Origin of the sequence: Pedobacter sp. PLR (assembly GCF_026239675.1) — a bacterium.
Classification (GTDB): Bacteria; Bacteroidota; Bacteroidia; order Sphingobacteriales; family Sphingobacteriaceae; genus Pedobacter.
In genome coordinates this window covers 472,603-488,308 of sequence record NZ_JAPIVQ010000004.1, presented here as the reverse complement: position 1 = coordinate 488,308, position 15,706 = coordinate 472,603, and the positions used below count along the sequence as shown (strand labels likewise).

At 40.1% G+C, this 15,706-nt stretch carries 15 protein-coding genes; 6 read left to right on the top strand and 9 right to left on the bottom strand.

Translation table 11 applies throughout. From position 1 onward, the window contains the following. The first annotated feature begins 144 nt into the window (after positions 1-144). Positions 145-1,143: a hypothetical protein gene (locus OQX61_RS12685; protein WP_265842078.1), complete on the top strand. Its 999-nt coding sequence runs from the start codon at positions 145-147 to the stop codon at positions 1,141-1,143. Positions 1,144-1,216: 73 nt separating this feature from the next. Here the strand turns inward: OQX61_RS12685 and OQX61_RS12680 are convergent, their stop codons facing one another. Further along, positions 1,217-1,795, bottom strand: coding sequence for a sigma-70 family RNA polymerase sigma factor (locus tag OQX61_RS12680; RefSeq protein ID WP_265842077.1), 579 nt, complete (start codon positions 1,793-1,795; stop codon positions 1,217-1,219). 156 nt (positions 1,796-1,951) lie between these two features. Between OQX61_RS12680 and OQX61_RS12675 the strand changes: the two genes are divergently transcribed. Further along, positions 1,952-2,473: a CHRD domain-containing protein gene (locus OQX61_RS12675; protein WP_265842076.1), complete on the top strand. Its 522-nt coding sequence runs from the start codon at positions 1,952-1,954 to the stop codon at positions 2,471-2,473. Between the two features lie 208 nt (positions 2,474-2,681). On the opposite strand, the gene OQX61_RS12670 is transcribed toward OQX61_RS12675, so the two are convergent. Then, positions 2,682-3,263, bottom strand: coding sequence for a tRNA-(ms[2]io[6]A)-hydroxylase (locus OQX61_RS12670; RefSeq protein ID WP_265842158.1), 582 nt, complete (start codon positions 3,261-3,263; stop codon positions 2,682-2,684). Between the two features lie 89 nt (positions 3,264-3,352). On the opposite strand from OQX61_RS12670, the gene OQX61_RS12665 reads away from it, so the two are divergent. Next, positions 3,353-4,597 (top strand): glycosyltransferase family 4 protein, encoded by a 1,245-nt coding sequence (locus OQX61_RS12665; RefSeq protein ID WP_265842075.1) that lies wholly within the window; start codon positions 3,353-3,355, stop codon positions 4,595-4,597. Positions 4,598-4,620: 23 nt separating this feature from the next. Here the strand turns inward: OQX61_RS12665 and OQX61_RS12660 are convergent, their stop codons facing one another. The 7 genes from OQX61_RS12660 to OQX61_RS12630 form a co-directional block, all read right to left on the bottom strand. After that, the gene (locus OQX61_RS12660) at positions 4,621-6,516 is read right to left on the bottom strand and encodes an ATP-binding protein (RefSeq protein ID WP_265842074.1); all 1,896 of its coding nucleotides are present in this window, start codon (positions 6,514-6,516) and stop codon (positions 4,621-4,623) included. A gap of 113 nt (positions 6,517-6,629) precedes the next feature. After that, positions 6,630-7,634 carry an alpha/beta hydrolase gene (locus OQX61_RS12655; RefSeq protein WP_265842073.1) on the bottom strand — a complete coding sequence of 335 codons (1,005 nt, stop codon included), beginning with the start codon at positions 7,632-7,634 and terminating at the stop codon, positions 6,630-6,632. A 62-nt stretch (positions 7,635-7,696) separates the two neighbouring features. Next, positions 7,697-9,142 (bottom strand): amino acid permease, encoded by a 1,446-nt coding sequence (locus tag OQX61_RS12650; RefSeq protein ID WP_265842072.1) that lies wholly within the window; start codon positions 9,140-9,142, stop codon positions 7,697-7,699. A 154-nt stretch (positions 9,143-9,296) separates the two neighbouring features. Continuing rightward, a complete protein-coding gene (locus tag OQX61_RS12645) occupies positions 9,297-9,740 on the bottom strand; it encodes an META domain-containing protein (RefSeq protein WP_265842071.1) in 444 nt (147 codons plus the stop codon). 194 nt (positions 9,741-9,934) lie between these two features. Then, complete coding sequence (locus OQX61_RS12640) at positions 9,935-10,993, bottom strand: TlpA disulfide reductase family protein (protein ID WP_265842070.1); 1,059 nt, start codon at positions 10,991-10,993, stop codon at positions 9,935-9,937. Positions 10,994-11,186: 193 nt separating this feature from the next. Beyond that, on the bottom strand, positions 11,187-12,107 hold the full coding sequence (locus tag OQX61_RS12635; protein WP_265842069.1) for a substrate-binding domain-containing protein: 921 nt from the start codon (positions 12,105-12,107) through the stop codon (positions 11,187-11,189). Positions 12,108-12,177: 70 nt separating this feature from the next. Next, positions 12,178-13,266 (bottom strand): c-type cytochrome, encoded by a 1,089-nt coding sequence (locus OQX61_RS12630; protein ID WP_265842068.1) that lies wholly within the window; start codon positions 13,264-13,266, stop codon positions 12,178-12,180. A 210-nt stretch (positions 13,267-13,476) separates the two neighbouring features. Between OQX61_RS12630 and OQX61_RS12625 the strand changes: the two genes are divergently transcribed. The 3 genes from OQX61_RS12625 (at position 13,477) to OQX61_RS12615 (ending at position 15,701) form a co-directional block, all read left to right on the top strand. Beyond that, on the top strand, positions 13,477-13,824 hold the full coding sequence (locus OQX61_RS12625) for a hypothetical protein (protein ID WP_265842067.1): 348 nt from the start codon (positions 13,477-13,479) through the stop codon (positions 13,822-13,824). Between the two features lie 156 nt (positions 13,825-13,980). Then, entirely contained in the window at positions 13,981-14,331 is a 351-nt protein-coding gene (locus OQX61_RS12620) for a tetratricopeptide repeat protein (RefSeq protein WP_265842066.1), read from the top strand. 188 nt (positions 14,332-14,519) lie between these two features. Next, on the top strand, positions 14,520-15,701 hold the full coding sequence (locus OQX61_RS12615; RefSeq protein ID WP_265842065.1) for an ATP-binding protein: 1,182 nt from the start codon (positions 14,520-14,522) through the stop codon (positions 15,699-15,701). The last annotated feature ends 5 nt before the right edge of the window (positions 15,702-15,706 follow it).

Below are 15,706 nucleotides of genomic sequence, written 5' to 3'. Positions count from 1 at the left end.
TCATTTAATTAAATAACCGACAGAAGCACGAAGAAATAAATTGATATCTTATATTCGTTATCAGATTCCTGAAGTAGCTTAATCACCTCCTTTTAAATCCGGGACATTAAACAAACCGACAAAAAACCACCACTATAAAACAATATGGAAAAAAAGTCTAGCCGGGCCAAAATATCATGGCCGATAAAAGCAATAATAATTGCTGTTTTTATCTTTGGAATCGTTTACTGGAGTTACAAAAGCGGCAGGCTTGATGCGGAAGCCGTCAACCTGACTTCCGTTAGCAGCCAAACTAACGAGGGTAAAGGCAATACCGGAGCCAGTGGGCACAGCGCGGAGGATCATCGTGATTTCAGCTTTATGCCAGAAAAACCAGTCAATGGTGAATATAGAGGTGTTGTAGAAGTTGGTGCCTCAGGATTCAACGCTTTCATTGTTAATATGGACAAAGAAAAACGATGGGAAATCGTTTCTAAAGACTTTGGCAAATCCTTCGTTTATGAAGGGATGGCCAGCACCACAGACATCAGAATGGGCTTAAAAGATTATATAGGCGGCATGCTTGATAAGGGGGTTAAATCTAAAAATATTCACTTTGTGATCAGTTCAGGCGCACAAAAAGCACCTAAAACTGCTTTGATCTCTTCTGAATTGAAGAAGATGGGCTATATCGTGAATCTGGTGACACCAGAAGAAGAAGGAAAATTAGCATTGAAATGTGCATTACCAGATGCTTATGCCGACAGCTCATTTGTGGTTGATATTGGCTCCGGAAACACCAAAATCTGCTGGATCGACAAATCCGTTAAATTTGAAGAAGCACCAGGTTCAAAATATTACGAGAAGGACATGCAGGATCCGGCAGTGTATAAAAAAGTGAAAAATGCGGCGACAAAAATACCTGATACCCGACGGAAAGTATGCTTTATCATTGGCGGAGTACCTTTCGAACTGGCCAATCAAGGGCGTAAAGGGCAGGAAAGATATACGGTATTAAAAGATCCGACAAAATATAAAACCGATAAAATCAAAATCAGAAGTGGGGTAAATATCTATCAGGCGATCAAAGATGCCACCAATTGCGATACTTTTGTGTTCGACTGGGATTCGAATTTCACGATTGGATTCTTGTTGTCCATTTAATATTTCCCCGGGAACCCTGAGCAGCCTTTAACCAGGTTGCTCAGGGTCTTAACTGCTAATCATTTCAATACTGTTACAGATAAAACTTGATGGTTAAATCTTTACGGAGCATTGTTTTAGCGCGATAGAGGGCTATTTTCACATTTGGCTCTTTAATATTCAGGGCTTTACTGGTTTCCTTTACAGATAAATTTTCCACCTCACGTGATACAAATACCTGGCGATATCGCTCCGGCAGCTTTTTCATGGCATTTTCAAGGTGGATATGTAGCTCCTTATTAATTAATATTTCTTCGGGACTTTGCAGTTTAATGGTTTTAAATAAACTGCTTTCCTTGGTTTTTGCTTTTAGAAGTTGATTTCTTTTTTTTTGCAATAAACATTCATTGATCATGATTCTTGAAATCCAGGTGGCCAATGAACATTTTTGTTTAAACCTATTCAGGTGTTCATAAGCTTTAATGTAAGTGTTCTGTAAGGTATCCTCCACGTCTATGTCATCATGAAGAATAGACATCCCAATTTTATAAAGACGCAGATGGAAAGCTCCCATAATAAATTTGAAAAGCCTCTTTTGTCCGCTAATTATAAGACTGATCAGCTCTACCTCTGAAAGCGGCTGCCGGGAATGAAATAATGGTGTAGTATTCATATTCAAACTCTAAAAACTAAAACATCAAAAAAAAATGTAACCGATTTTTAATTGGGTAATCTAATTATTGGATTGAATTTTAAATTGATACACTCAGCGTGAAAGAATAGGTAGGTTGGGATTCATTAGTGTCAATAATTATAAACATCTATCATTATGAAAAAGTTTCATTTTAGCCAAACGGCATGTCAACAATTATTACTGATGTTTTTTATCGGTTTATTGTTTTTAGTTTCCTGCAAAAAATACAAAAGCAAACCAGTTGTTCAAAATCCAGTTAGAACGGCTAATGTTGTTCTGAATGGGGCAACTGAAGTCCCGGCTGTCACAACAAATGGAAGCGGAACAGCAACGCTTTCCTATGACCCTGAAACAAGGGTAATTACTTATCAAATTAACTGGACACTGGGCAACGTTCAATCAACTACTACAGATATGCATTTTCATGGTGCGGACAATGGAAGTGCCACAATCAGCTCACCTGTAGTCATTCCGATTGTTGGATTTACAACGAATTACACTGGTAGTTTAAGTGGTTCAACACGTATGCTGACAGATATTGAAGTTGGCCAGTTATTAGCAGCTAAATGGTATTTAAATATCCATAGCTCTGCTTTCCCAACTGGAGAAATAAGAGGAAACATTCTGTTTAACAATCCAACTTCAAATCCCTATTAGTGTTTTAAACCATACGTCTGGAGCTTAGATCCGTGTTTTTTTTTAAATTTTATCGTTTCAGCTATATGGACAAGGCATGTTCAGGTATCCGGGGGTTACAAGCTACAAAAGCCCCGGATACCTGAAATGTCGACAAGTTAATGCATCAAATCATTTCTATGGTCTCTTTATCTATAAACCTAAATAATGGGAATAATATGCGCAAAAATTAGCCGTGTATGGCTTCCTTATTGCCGTAACTCTGGATCAGTTCACCTTCAAAATCCAACCATTCTTTCCAGCGTGCATCTACATCTACATCAATCGTGTATTTACGCGCAAAGTTCAAAAAGGTGGTATAATGACCCGCTTCCGATACCATGAGTTCGTGGTAAAACTTCGCCAGTTCCGGATCTTTGATGTTTTGCGACAATACGCGGAAACGCTCACAACTCCTTGCTTCAATCATTGCAGCAAATAAAAGACGGTCGATAAAGGCATTATTTCTACTTCCATCTCTACGGCTAAACTTCACTAATCTACCTACATAATCATCCTTACGCTCCCTACCAAGTGTATATCCGCGTTTATTGATGATCTCAATCACCATTTGAAAATGTTGCATTTCCTCAATCGCAATGGCAGTTAGTTCTTCCACTAAATCCATATGCTCAGAATTATTTGTGATCAGGGTAATTGCATTTGTTGCGGCTTTTTGTTCGCACCAGGCATGATCCGTTAATATCTCTTCTAAATTTGATTCTGCAATATTCGCCCAACGGGGGTCTGTTAATAGTTTTAATCCAAGCATGAGGGTATAAATAAAATTCTCCGCCTCAAAATTAGGAATAATCATAGGCTTTGCATTAAAAACATCTATTTTGCGACAATTTTAAAGAAATGACTGAAAAGAAAATATTGATCATAGGTTTAGTATGGCCGGAGCCCTGCTCTTCCGCAGCAGGTACAAGAATGCTTCAACTGATTGATTTCTTTATTGCTGAAGGTGATCAGGTGATATTCGCTTGTGCGGCTTCTAAAACCGAATACAGCTTTGATCTACGACAAAAGGGCGTAACAGAGCGGGAAATCGAGTTAAATGACGATGGATTCAATATTTTCCTACAGGAGATCGCTCCGGATATGGTTCTTTTCGACAGGTTTGTGATGGAAGAGCAGTACGGTTGGCGCGTGCAACAGGAATGTCCGGATGCGCTAAGAATTCTGGATACGGAAGACCTGCATTGTTTGCGTCATGCGCGACAAATGGCCGTTAAAACGGGACAAGCTTTTCAAACCAGTGATTTGTTTACGGATATGGCAAAAAGAGAAATCGCGGCCATCCTTCGATGCGACCTATCGTTGATCATTTCTGAGGTGGAAATGAAAATATTAACAGAAACTTTTCATTTGGACCCTTCTTTAATCTACTATCTGCCTTTTTTAGAAGAAAACCTGGAAGAAACAGACCTTCAAAACTGGAAATCTTATGAAGAACGAGCCGGTTTTATGTTTATTGGAAACTACCTGCATGAACCCAACTGGCATACCCTGCAAACTTTAAAAACCAAAATATGGCCGGTACTCCGAAAAAAACTACCGGGGGTACAGCTTCATATTTATGGGGCATACAGCAACCAGAAGGTGATGCAACTCCACAATGAAAAGGAAAGGTTTCTGGTGCATGGTCGTGCGGCAGATGCTAAAGCCGCGATATCGCAGCATAGGGTATTGCTTGCACCAATCCAGTTTGGTGCAGGTTTGAAAGGGAAATTTATTGATACCATGTTAACCGGCACTCCCAATGTCACGACTACCATTGGTGCAGAGGCCATGAGCGGGGGGCTCGACTGGAACGGCGCAATCGTTGATGATCCTGAGCTTTTCATAGCCGCAGCAGTTACCCTGTATCAAATGAAAGATAAATGGCTGCAAGCGCAGCAGAACGGCATCAGGATCCTCCATACCAGATACAACAGCGCATCCTTTTTAACTACTTTTGAAGAAACATTGAAAAATTTAAGCCAGAATCTGAAAACTCATCGCCAACGCAATTTCTTTGGCCAGATTTTACAGTACCACAATGCCAACAGCACCAAATATATGTCCTTATGGATCACAGAGAAAAAACGCCATCGCCCATAGTAACCTTCTGACAAGCTACTATTTTAGCTGACAGGCAGTTCAAAAATCATGGTTGTTCCCCGACCAAATTCGCTCTCTGCCCAGATTTCTCCATGATGACTTTTCACAATTTCGGCGCATAAATACAATCCGATTCCAAAACCAGTGATGTGTTTAGTCTCGGCACTTTCAAAGCGCTGAAATCTGGCAAACAGATAAGGAAGGTCCGTTTCCCTGATCCCCATCCCTCTATCCGTCACAGAAACCTGTGCTCTGTCATCCTTTCTACAACAATCCAGTCTGATATCTCTGTTGTGAAGGGAGTATTTAGCCGCGTTACTCAGCAAATTGGTCAGGACCTGACCAATTTTATTCCGGTCGCCAGTCAGCCATAAGTCCTCACCAACGTTAAAAATAATCACATGAGGTTCCACGATGGCTTTAACCTCTTCGATCACCTCCAGAATTAAGGTATTAAATTCAAACACTGATTTTTCAATCACAATCCCTCCCGCTTCCAATCTGGAAATGTTCAGAAAACTATTGATCATACTGACCATTTTATTCACCTGGGTATCTGCCTTTTCTAAAGTTTCAGTAGTCATCGTATCTTCCTCATTTCTGCCCCTCCTTTTCATGAGTTGAACATAGGCTTTCAGGGAGGTTAGTGGTGTTTTTAGCTCATGACTTACCATGGCAATGAAATCATTTTTAAGCTGTTCTTCTCTTTTTTGCCGCGTATTATCCAATACAGTTCCAATAAACCGGCCTGGCATTCCCTGTTCATTGAAAAACAACTTACCCTTGGCCCTCACCCAGCGCATTTGCTGGTTAATGGTGCTAACAGTGCGAAATTCAACGTCATAATCTCCATTTTTCAACGGCCTTTTAAAGGCATTCCGCATCAGTTTGATGAGTCTGTTTCTATCTTCATCATGAAGGACATTCATAAATTCTCTGGCCTGATCATAGACATCGCCCTCACTTATACCAAAGATTTCCTTGCAACGCAGATCGCATTTCAGCACCCCATTTTCTACATCCATATCGAAAACACCAAGGTCGGCGGCTTCAATAGCGAGTCTGCTTCTTTGCTGTTCCTGCAACAATTCCGCCCTGCCTTTGATTTGTTCCGTCACTTCTGCAGCCATAATAACAACCCCACAAACGCAGCCGGAGCTATCTCTGAGCGGATGATAGACCATATTAAAATAGGCTTCCTGTAAGGAACCCTCCCTCGCAAGCAACATTTTGATATCCTCGTTATAATGAGAGCGGCCGGTACAGTAAGTCTGACTAATCAAACTGAGAACTTCCAGTCTAATCGCTTTAGGCAGCACCTCTGACATCTTTTTACCGATAATTTCGGGAGCTTTACCCCATATCTCCAACATCATTGCATTGGCCAGTTCCACCTTTAGCTCCCTGCCTTTAAGCATCCCTATGGCCACTGGTGCATGGGCAAAAAACTCTCTGAGGTGTTTATTTGTCCAGTCTTCCACCTCCACTTCAATCCTTTCTTTTCGCACCAGATCATAGGTTGAGGTCACATCAACAGTAGTATGTACGATATAGGCGACATTTCCCTGATCATCGAGCACCGGAAAATTAGTAGCCATCCAATATTTCACTTCATACTGATCCGTTCCCCGAATCGGGATGTCGTATTTCAGCATGTTCAGCAGGTGTTGTTCTTTGGTTTCCAGAACGGTCAGCAGGCTGTTGTAAAACACCTCTGTATTTCTGGCAGCAGGATCATTTGGGTTTTCCGGAAATGCAGTCAGGATGGGACGTCCCACCAGATCTTTGATCGTAGTAGAAGTTACGTTCAGATAAGCATCGTTAGCCTCTATGATCGTAAAATATGGCGGATCCGGCCTCAATACTAATATTGGAGGTCCCGCTTTATAAAAAGCATCGAAGTTAATATTCGGTTTCAATGGAGGTTGAGGTAAGGATAGCTGTAAATGTTCTCAAAAGTATTAAAACCAATGGGTTTAACAGAGAAAGGCTTGTTTCACATTAGAATGTGCAACCAGAAAAAGGGCTGATATTAGCGCTCAGTAACCTTTTTAAGAAATTCCAGAGAAGAATGTAGCGCCATTTCACCCGCCTCAGTATCCAGGTTAAACTGGTACTCATGAGGCAATGGAGGTTGATATGTGGCGCTAAAAAACAGAGAATCTACCGGAACACCTACGGCAGTCAATTTCCTCGCCAAAGCAAGAGATTGCTGAGCTAAAGGATCTGCATTTCCAACGGAAACAAAGGTTGGAGGGTACTCCTTGGTGATATAATTGATCACCGAAGCTGTTTTAAAAACCTCTGAATCCAGGTCTTTTTTACCACTATAGGCCCATAATATGGTTTTTAAAAAGCCACTGAAATTTCCGCTAAGATCTACTAAACTAGTATCATACGGCCCACAATACAGTATCAATCCAGACAGTTTCCCTGGAGGAATTGCCGGCTGAATCCCTGTTAATGTAGCATAATCACTGTTGTAAATAATATTTGCCGATTGGGCGGCAATGTGTGCCCCACCGGAATCACCCGCAAGAATGAAACGATTGGTATCAATATGAAAACGTTTCGCATTCTCCAGCAGATATTGCAGTGATCTTTGTGTTTGTCTTAAAGGTAATGGATAAATCCCTTCGGGAGCTAAAGTATAATCGATAGCTACAACTGTATATCCCTGAGCTGCCAGAATTTTGCAGTAATTAGCCATTTGGTCTTTGCTCCCTGCTACCCATCCACCGCCATGAATCCATACGATTACCGGTAGCAACTGTGCCGTTCCTGTGACCGATGAAGGGTAATAAACATCCAGTTTAGCTGCTTTTTCCTGAGGGATATATTGCTGGTCAACTATGGCTGAAACGTCCTTAGATACCCGCTTTTCGAGGTGTTCGTTTACCTTTATGCCTTCTTTATTGAAAGCGTACCTGATCAGCATCGAATAGGGCCATGGGCTGACTTTAAACGCAATAAAAGTTGCCAGTATTAAAAACACAAGCGTACTTCCGATTACAATAAGCGTCTTTTTAAGCTTCATCAGCGCAGGTTAGATCCTCCCTGACAATTGAGGAAGACACCTAAATGTACAGAAATAATCTGCTATTGTCCTTTAGCTAATTTCTGTTTTCTTCTATTGACTAATAAGTAGCAGATATACAAAAGAAAGATCCATGCAGGAATCAACTCTACGGAGAGTTTCATTCCGGTGATCCACATGATCACTAAAATACCCAGCAGAAAGATCAGGCAGATATAATTTGATAAGGGATAGATAAAAGAAGGAAATTTAGTCTTTACCTGTTCTGCATCTTTAGCTTTTCTGAATTTCAAATGCGTGATAGTGATCATCAACCAATTGATAATTAAAGACGATACCACCAGTGACATCAGTATTTCCAATGCTTTTTCAGGAATCAGTTTATTGATGATGATACATATTGCGGCGAAAAGACTGGATACCAGAATCGCTTTAATCGGCACATGGCTTTTGTTAAGTTTCGATAAGAACTTCGGTGCATTTCCTTGTTCGGCAAGGCCGAAAAGCATGCGGCTATTGCTGTATACACAACTATTATACACGGAAAGCGCAGCAGTTAACACAATAACATTCAACACATTGGCAATGATACTGGTAAAGTATATCGTTTTCCCAAAAGCATTGATTTCAAAACCTTTTAAGCTTTGAAATACCATCACAAAGGGACTACTATCGGTGGTAATATTTTTCCATGGCGACAAAGAGAACAAAATGATCAATGCACCTACATAGAAAATCAAGATCCGGTAGATCACCTGATTGGTTGCTTTGGGGATAGTTTTCTCCGGATTTTCTGCCTCCGCAGCAGTAATTCCGATGAGTTCCAGTCCGCCGAAAGAGAACATGATTAAGGCAATCGCAGCAAATAAGCCTTGAAAGCCCCCTTTTCCATCTGCACTAAACCATCCTTTAGCAAAGAAACCACCATCATTCCATAAGTTTTGTACACTGGCTTGCTCCCCTCCTGTGCCACTTACCAATAAATAGGCACCAAAAGCGATCATGGCGATAATGGCCACTACTTTTATGATGGAAAACCAAAACTCTACTTCTCCGTAAACTTTTACAGAAGTCAGGTTTAAGGCATTAATAACGATGAAAAAGAAAAGACTGGAAGTCCACAAAGGGATTTCCGGCCACCAGAAATGTACATAGATCCCGATTGCCGTCAATTCAGACATGCTCACCAGAATGTACAATGCCCAGTAATTCCAACCGGAGGCAAAACCTGCGAAGGAACCCCAATACTTAAAAGCAAAGTGGCTGAAACTTCCGGAAACAGGTTCTTCTACTACCATTTCGCCAAGCTGGCGCATGATAAAGAAGGCGATAATCCCTGCCAGGGCATAACCTAAAATTACGGAAGGACCTGCTAAAACCGCAGCAGAACCGATACCTAGAAATAAACCGGTTCCTATAGCACCGCCAAGGGCGATGAGTTGGATATGTCTGTTTTGTAACCCCCTTTGAAGCTTTTGCTCTTCAGGTTTTTCTTCTACTTGCTTCAATCTTTGTGGTATTGCGCTAATGATAAATGAATATAAGTTGCACAAAAGTGTGAACTTATATTCATTTGAACGATTAAAAGCTTAAAAAATTTACCCTAAAGCGGTAAAAAGCTTTCGATCAGCTGTTATTGCCGGAATGGCAATAAAGGAAATCTTATTTTTTTGTGAACTTCATTGCAGGAACATCACCCATCATTAAGGTTAATGTGTTACCGTCTACAGTGTATGCATCTACTTTTTTAAGCATTTCAAGGAATCTCATTTCACCTTCACCTTCGCAATGTTTCATGGTCATCGGAGATGCTGATAAATCAACTTTAAATGCGCTACCTTTTACGTTTAATTTAGCGCCAAAAGAATTACAGCTTGTATTTCCGTTTAGTGCATCAGCCACTGCATTAATGTTGATACTCGGTTTTGTTTCCGGGTATAAACCATTGAAGGCGATTCTTACACCTGTAATGTAATTTAATTCCCAGTTGCCGCTTAATTTTGCTGCAGCAGCATTTTCAGATGTGTTTTGTTGACCTTTATTCATCATTTTACAAGACGTTAAAGCAGATAAAGAGATCAAGATAGCGAAGATTGCCTTTTTCATAATTTTTGTTTTTTTAAGTAAAGAACCTAATTTCCATTAAGTACCAACGTTTTATATTGCCGGGTTAAGAATTTCCAGATCGGCCAATAAAACGTGTTTATACTTTACCTGCAAAAATAAGCAAAGATCCGGCCATTTAAGGGTTGAAATCGTAGATTTTGGGCTACGATATGTCCTCTGTTAAGAAAAGACGATTACTTGCTCATGTTATGCATCAGGTAATCATCTATTTCAGCAGCCTTCAAATTCTGTCCAACAATTTCTCCTTTTTGGTTTAGCAAGTAGTTTTGCGGGAAAGCCCAAATTGATAATTTCGCACTCTCTACTCCCTCTTTATCCAGGAAATGCGGCCAGGCGATTTCATACTTCTTAATCGCCGCTAACCATTTGGCCTTATCTTTTTCTTTATCCACAGAAATACCAATGATTTCAAACCCTTTCTGCTGGTATTTTTTACGCACCTCAATTAAGCCTGGAAAAGTTTCGATACAAGGGATACAGCCACTGTACCAGAAATCAATCAAAGTATATTGGTTTTTTGAAATATTGTCAGCAGTAAAATTTACCCCTTTATTATTCTTCACATTAATAATTGGAAACTGTTTACCAGTTCCTAAGACTTTTGCTGATTGTATTTTTTCGGCGAGAACTTTCCCTGCGTAAGTATTTCTCAGGCTATCAGAAAATTTAGGGTAGATGGATTCAAAAATATCCTGGTAGCCAAAGCTCATCAAATGTGTTAAAGTCCAGAATGAGATATAGGAATTGGGATTTTTTGTCACATACGCTAATAAAAGCTGATCACTCTTATGATACTCCTCACGCATATCTTTTTCCATCTCTAATTTAATCGCGGGTGGTAAACCGTTCTTATGAATGGCCAATAGTTTATTATGTTTCTCTTCAAGTAAAGCAGACTCCTGCCTGAATACTTTGAAGAAGTTATTAATGTTCACCTGCTCCTTCATGACCTGATTATCTAGCTCAGGCATCTTCCTATTGGAATCTATGTTAATATTGATCCACTGATTACCGGGTTCCAATACAAATCTTGCAGATCGATATTGATTTCCAAGAATAAGATAAAAGGATTCGGGGGAAGGTAATTTCCCTTCAATCCAGAACTCACCATTGATTATTTTGGCCGTTTGCTCCGTTTTTTTTTCGGGATAATAATCAGAAGGACTATTAAAAACCAATTTGATGGTACCTGTATCCACATTAATTTTCCCATTCAATTCAAATGAAATCATTTTTGGCTGTTGAGCCGCCACATTTAAACAAAACGATAGCAAAAAACAAACACTCCATAATAATATACGCATATCATAAAGATATTAAACTTATTATACCACAGGTTAACTATTTTTATAAAATTATAACATAAAGCAAAACCCGAATTATCTCTAATCAGGTTTTGTGGTAAAACTATTTATTCAGAAAAAATTAAGGTAAATCAAAGCCAAACTTTTTATAAATAGCACTGGCTTCTGCGGTGACAAGAAAATCCATGAAATCTTTTGCTGCTTCCGGATGTGGTGCATTTTTCAGCTGACCAGCGAGATATTGAGAGCGGATATTTTCTGTTTCCGGAACTTCAATCATTTCTACCGGATGGCCCAACATCTTTTGATAATAAGCTTCCGTATACCAGACCGGAGCAGCATCACTTTGATCATATAGAATGCGCATCGGCGATTGTCTGTGGTGAATCTGAGTCAGGTAAGTGCTTTTATCTTTCACTTTGGTTTTCATCACCGTCTCTTTTAATTGTTCACCTCCTGCTTTCACATAAGCTTCTTCAATTCTTTTTCCAATCCCTTCAAAGTCCGGATTAGGCATGGCTACTCTCAGGTCCTTGCGACCAAGGTCTTTTAAACCCTTCACTTTTTTAGGATTGTCTTTTTGCACCATAATGGCGAGTCTGTTTTTAGCGTAGACCTGAGTTTTGCTAAACCATTCCGGAGTTTGCTCTATTCTGCTTTTTCCAGCGGTATAAACATCGGGTTTCAAAGTGATCCTCATGTTGCCAATTACAATACTACCTTCGGCAATTTGTTTGGCCAAAATTCCCGGAGGAAGTGTTTCTGCAAATACGCGTTGGTATTGAGGGTGTTTTTTCTTAAATGCTGCGATGAGTTCATCGATCACCATAAATTGATTTCCTGCGAAGAACACGACCAATTGAGGGTCATTGATATCACCAAAAAGATCGGGAACATTATCTATTCCGGGAACAGTAAACTGTACTTTACTTTCCGGTGGCGTGTTCCATGGTGGATCAAAGCGATGTTCCTGGGCGTAAACGCTGGAACTTAAAGGAATCAGGGCAATTGCCGCACAAAATAGTTGTCTTACAATTTTCATATTTAAGGGATAAAGGGTCGTAATCATCGTACAAAATTCAAGGGAGTACCTGGTCAGGATTCAGGCCACCTTATTTTAACCCGCTGCCATTTTCCAGTTCTTTCAGCGCTAACACAATTGGCTGAAAAGGGCCGTACTTATGCTGTTGTTCTGAAAATCCGTCCAGATATGGACCATAAGGGGCATCAATTGGTTTTTTAGTTCTATCCGGGTAATCCTGTTTTTGTTCTTTATGTGGCCTTGGTTGGGAGTTTACAAATGCGGCTACATCCCAGGATTCTTCGTCGGTCAGCTGTGCATCCGGATAACTTACGCCAAAAGGCATATTGTTTTTCACAAAACCTGCGAAATTATTTAGCCTGTACATGCCTGCACCATCATTGTAACTGTGCGCTCCCCATAGTGGCGGATAAACATAGGCCAGCTGATCTTCAGATTTGATACCCTGGCCCTGCTGTCCATGACAAGACTGACATTTATTCTGGTACACCAGCAATCCTTTTTGCGGATCGGCAGCACGGTCCATATATTTCAGTTTTTCAGTACCTGAACCAAATGCTTTCTTTCCTTTATCCTGTTCTGAGCCTACCCACTTCATATAAGCCAGCATCGCCTGCACTTCTTTTCCATTAAGGTCCGGAACTTTTCCATTTAAGCTCCGCTGAAAGCAATCTGCAATACGTTCGGTAGCTTCGGCCATTTTACCGGAGCGTCCGCTCTTTTTAGGATAGCTGGCAAAAAATATTGAGTAGTTATTTCCAAAAGTTTTCGTTCCGGCTTCTAAATGACAATTCTGACAATTCATACCATTGCTTATTCTGGCAACAGAACCATTTGGTCCGAAATATTTAGCAGTATTCTTTACGAGTTCCCGCCCATAGCGGATCATATGGCCATATTCATCATCAGGAATAGTACTTTCTTCCGGTGATTTCCAGGCATCTGCAGGAATAGCGTTTACTTTAGTCAGGGGTTTAGCTGTGGATGTCTCCTCAGCAGACTGAGCTGCTGTCTTTAACAAATCCGGGCTATCCTTCCAATAAAAGACACTCATTCCGATCAGTGTGCCTAAAATAAATAACATAGAAACTAATACGATGGATTTCGCAGTATAAATAAGGGTTTTCCGGGTTTGGTCTATTTCAGGTTCTTCGCTCACAATATTTGGTTTGGTATTCAAAAATGGCATTAATTATGAAGAACACAAGCCTAATTTAAGTTATAAGTCATAACCAGAAGTGATACTCTTTCCTTTTTTTTTGTAAAAACCTTCCCTTACAAGGGGATTTATTTTCAGTCATATCCCCCATCTAAATCAAAATATGGATTAAGGTTTAATTATCTTAATTTTGCGGCCAAAGAACGGATTATGGAATCAAGCGAATTAAGAATCGGGAATTATACATTAGATCACGGCCACCCGGAACAAATACCTTATGGATCTGATATTGATTCGGCAGGATTAATGGAGCCTATTAAACTAACGGCAGACTGGCTTAATAAATTTGGTTTCGAGAAATTCGATTTTGAATATGAAGAAGGTATTGAAATCACGTATGTGCTGGAAAAGAAAAACGGGCATCAGTTTGTGTTAAGTGATGATTTCCAACCTATGGACGGAGAAATTGCGATGTTAGACTATAAATTATTATATGTACATCAGTTACAGAATTTATATTTCTGTCTGACGGCGGAAGAACTGGTTGTAAAACCATAAATCACAATACCACCAGTAATTTAACCACCCATGAAATCATTCCCATCTATATTTAGGACCCTCTTTATTTCGTTTATCACGATTTGTTTCCTGTCCTGTACTTCAATAGGTCCTTATGAACAATGGAAGGAGCATGCTAAAACCGACATAAGATTATTGCCTAAATATAGTGGCGTTGTCAAATCGCAGCAGTATATTGATATAGACGAGCGGTTTATTAAAGAGGTTACCCAACAATTCGGCACCAAAGAACGCGCCTCTTATGTTCATTCGAGGTGGGGCATGGAATACGCCCAAAAGGGAGACCTAAAAACGGCCATGTACCGTTTAAACCAAGCCTGGTTACTCGACAAAAAAAATCCGGAAAGTTACCATGGATTTGGCTATGTGCTGGCACAACTGGGTGCTTTTAAGGAAGCAATGAGTCAATATAAGGAGGGGCTGGCGCTTGCCCCTGCCAACAGGCAAATGAAAATTGAAGTCGCCGACATCCAGAAAAGGCTTTAACCTGCAAGCGCAATCTCTCTTTAAGCTATAGCAGAATTCCAGGTCTATAAACAAAATTCCTTGTACGACTGTTTGTACGATTTATCCCCGCATATAAGCAGGTACCACTTTATTATGGTAGCTTTAGAAAATTCCCCTTCTTATCTTATTCCCATTTTATTTTCAACCACTACCCTTTTACTAAGGACATGAAAAAAAACAATTCCGATGAATTGATTATTGCCAATGGAGAGATCGTTCTTCAAAATGAAGAAAATACTGCCGCAGAGCTGATCATTGCCATTAAAGAGCTTGCTTTTCAAAATGAAGAAAAAGAACATCGTGCAGCAGAGTTAGCGATTGCCAACAGGGAACTTGCTTTTCAAAATGAGGAAAAAGAAAACCGCGCTGCAGAACTGATCATCGCCAATAAGGAGCTTGCTTTTCAAAATGAAGAGAAAGAAAACCGTGCGGCAGAACTGATCATTGCGAACAAGGAACTTGCTTTTCAAAATGAAGAAAAGGAAAACCGTGCGGCAGAGCTGATCATCGCCAATAAAGAACTTGCTTTTCAAAATGAAGAGAAAGAAAAAAGAGCAGAAGAGTTAAGCATTGCAAACAGAGAACTTAAAAATGCAGAAGATGACATTCGTAAACTGAATGATGAATTAGAGCAAAAGGTAATTGAACGTACCGCACAACTAGAGTCCGTTAATAAAGAATTAGAATCTTTCTCCTATTCTGTGTCCCACGATTTACGTGCCCCAATCAGGGCTATCAACGGCTACACCAAAATTATTGTAGAGGATTACGGAGATTTATTAGATGCTGACGGGATAAAAATCCTGCAATCGATCATTAACAATTCCAAAAAGATGGGCGAATTGATTGATGACTTGCTGGCCTTCTCCAAACTGGGAAGAAAACAGGTTACCGTTTCAGAAATCGAAATGAATGATCTGGTTAGGACGGTTAAAAATGAGTTCGTATTCGAGGAAAATGAGAGAATCCCTGAATTTATCGTAGGGGAGCTTCCAAGAGCTCAGGGAGACAAATCATTGATCAAACAGGTCTGGATCAACCTGATTTCCAACGGGATTAAATACTCCCGTCACAAAGAAAAAACAAGGATTGAAATTGGCGCTTACCAGGAAGACCAACACATTGTATATTACGTAAAAGACGGCGGTGCCGGATTTGACATGGAATATTATGACAAGCTTTTCGGAGTTTTTCAGCGCTTACATTCACAGGAAGAATTTGAAGGTACCGGTATCGGCCTCGCCATTGTTCACCGGATTGTCCAGAGACATCAGGGGAAAGTTTGGGCCGAATCAACATTAGACGAAGGGTCTTGCTTCTATTTTAGCTTACTCCGCGTAAACCATTAATATTA

Bases quoted from the DNA above. Each gene is read 5' to 3' on its own strand.
- OQX61_RS12685 (WP_265842078.1), top strand. From the start codon at position 145: ATGGAAAAAAAGTCTAGCCGGGCCAAAATATCATGGCCGATAAAAGCA.
- OQX61_RS12680 (WP_265842077.1), bottom strand. From the start codon at position 1,795: ATGAATACTACACCATTATTTCATTCCCGGCAGCCGCTTTCAGAGGTA.
- OQX61_RS12675 (WP_265842076.1), top strand. From the start codon at position 1,952: ATGAAAAAGTTTCATTTTAGCCAAACGGCATGTCAACAATTATTACTG.
- OQX61_RS12670 (WP_265842158.1), bottom strand. From the start codon at position 3,263: ATGCTTGGATTAAAACTATTAACAGACCCCCGTTGGGCGAATATTGCA.
- OQX61_RS12665 (WP_265842075.1), top strand. From the start codon at position 3,353: ATGACTGAAAAGAAAATATTGATCATAGGTTTAGTATGGCCGGAGCCC.
- OQX61_RS12655 (WP_265842073.1), bottom strand. From the start codon at position 7,634: ATGAAGCTTAAAAAGACGCTTATTGTAATCGGAAGTACGCTTGTGTTT.
- OQX61_RS12645 (WP_265842071.1), bottom strand. From the start codon at position 9,740: ATGAAAAAGGCAATCTTCGCTATCTTGATCTCTTTATCTGCTTTAACG.
- OQX61_RS12640 (WP_265842070.1), bottom strand. From the start codon at position 10,993: ATGATTTCATTTGAATTGAATGGGAAAATTAATGTGGATACAGGTACC.
- OQX61_RS12635 (WP_265842069.1), bottom strand. From the start codon at position 12,107: ATGAAAATTGTAAGACAACTATTTTGTGCGGCAATTGCCCTGATTCCT.
- OQX61_RS12625 (WP_265842067.1), top strand. From the start codon at position 13,477: ATGGAATCAAGCGAATTAAGAATCGGGAATTATACATTAGATCACGGC.
- OQX61_RS12615 (WP_265842065.1), top strand. From the start codon at position 14,520: ATGAAAAAAAACAATTCCGATGAATTGATTATTGCCAATGGAGAGATC.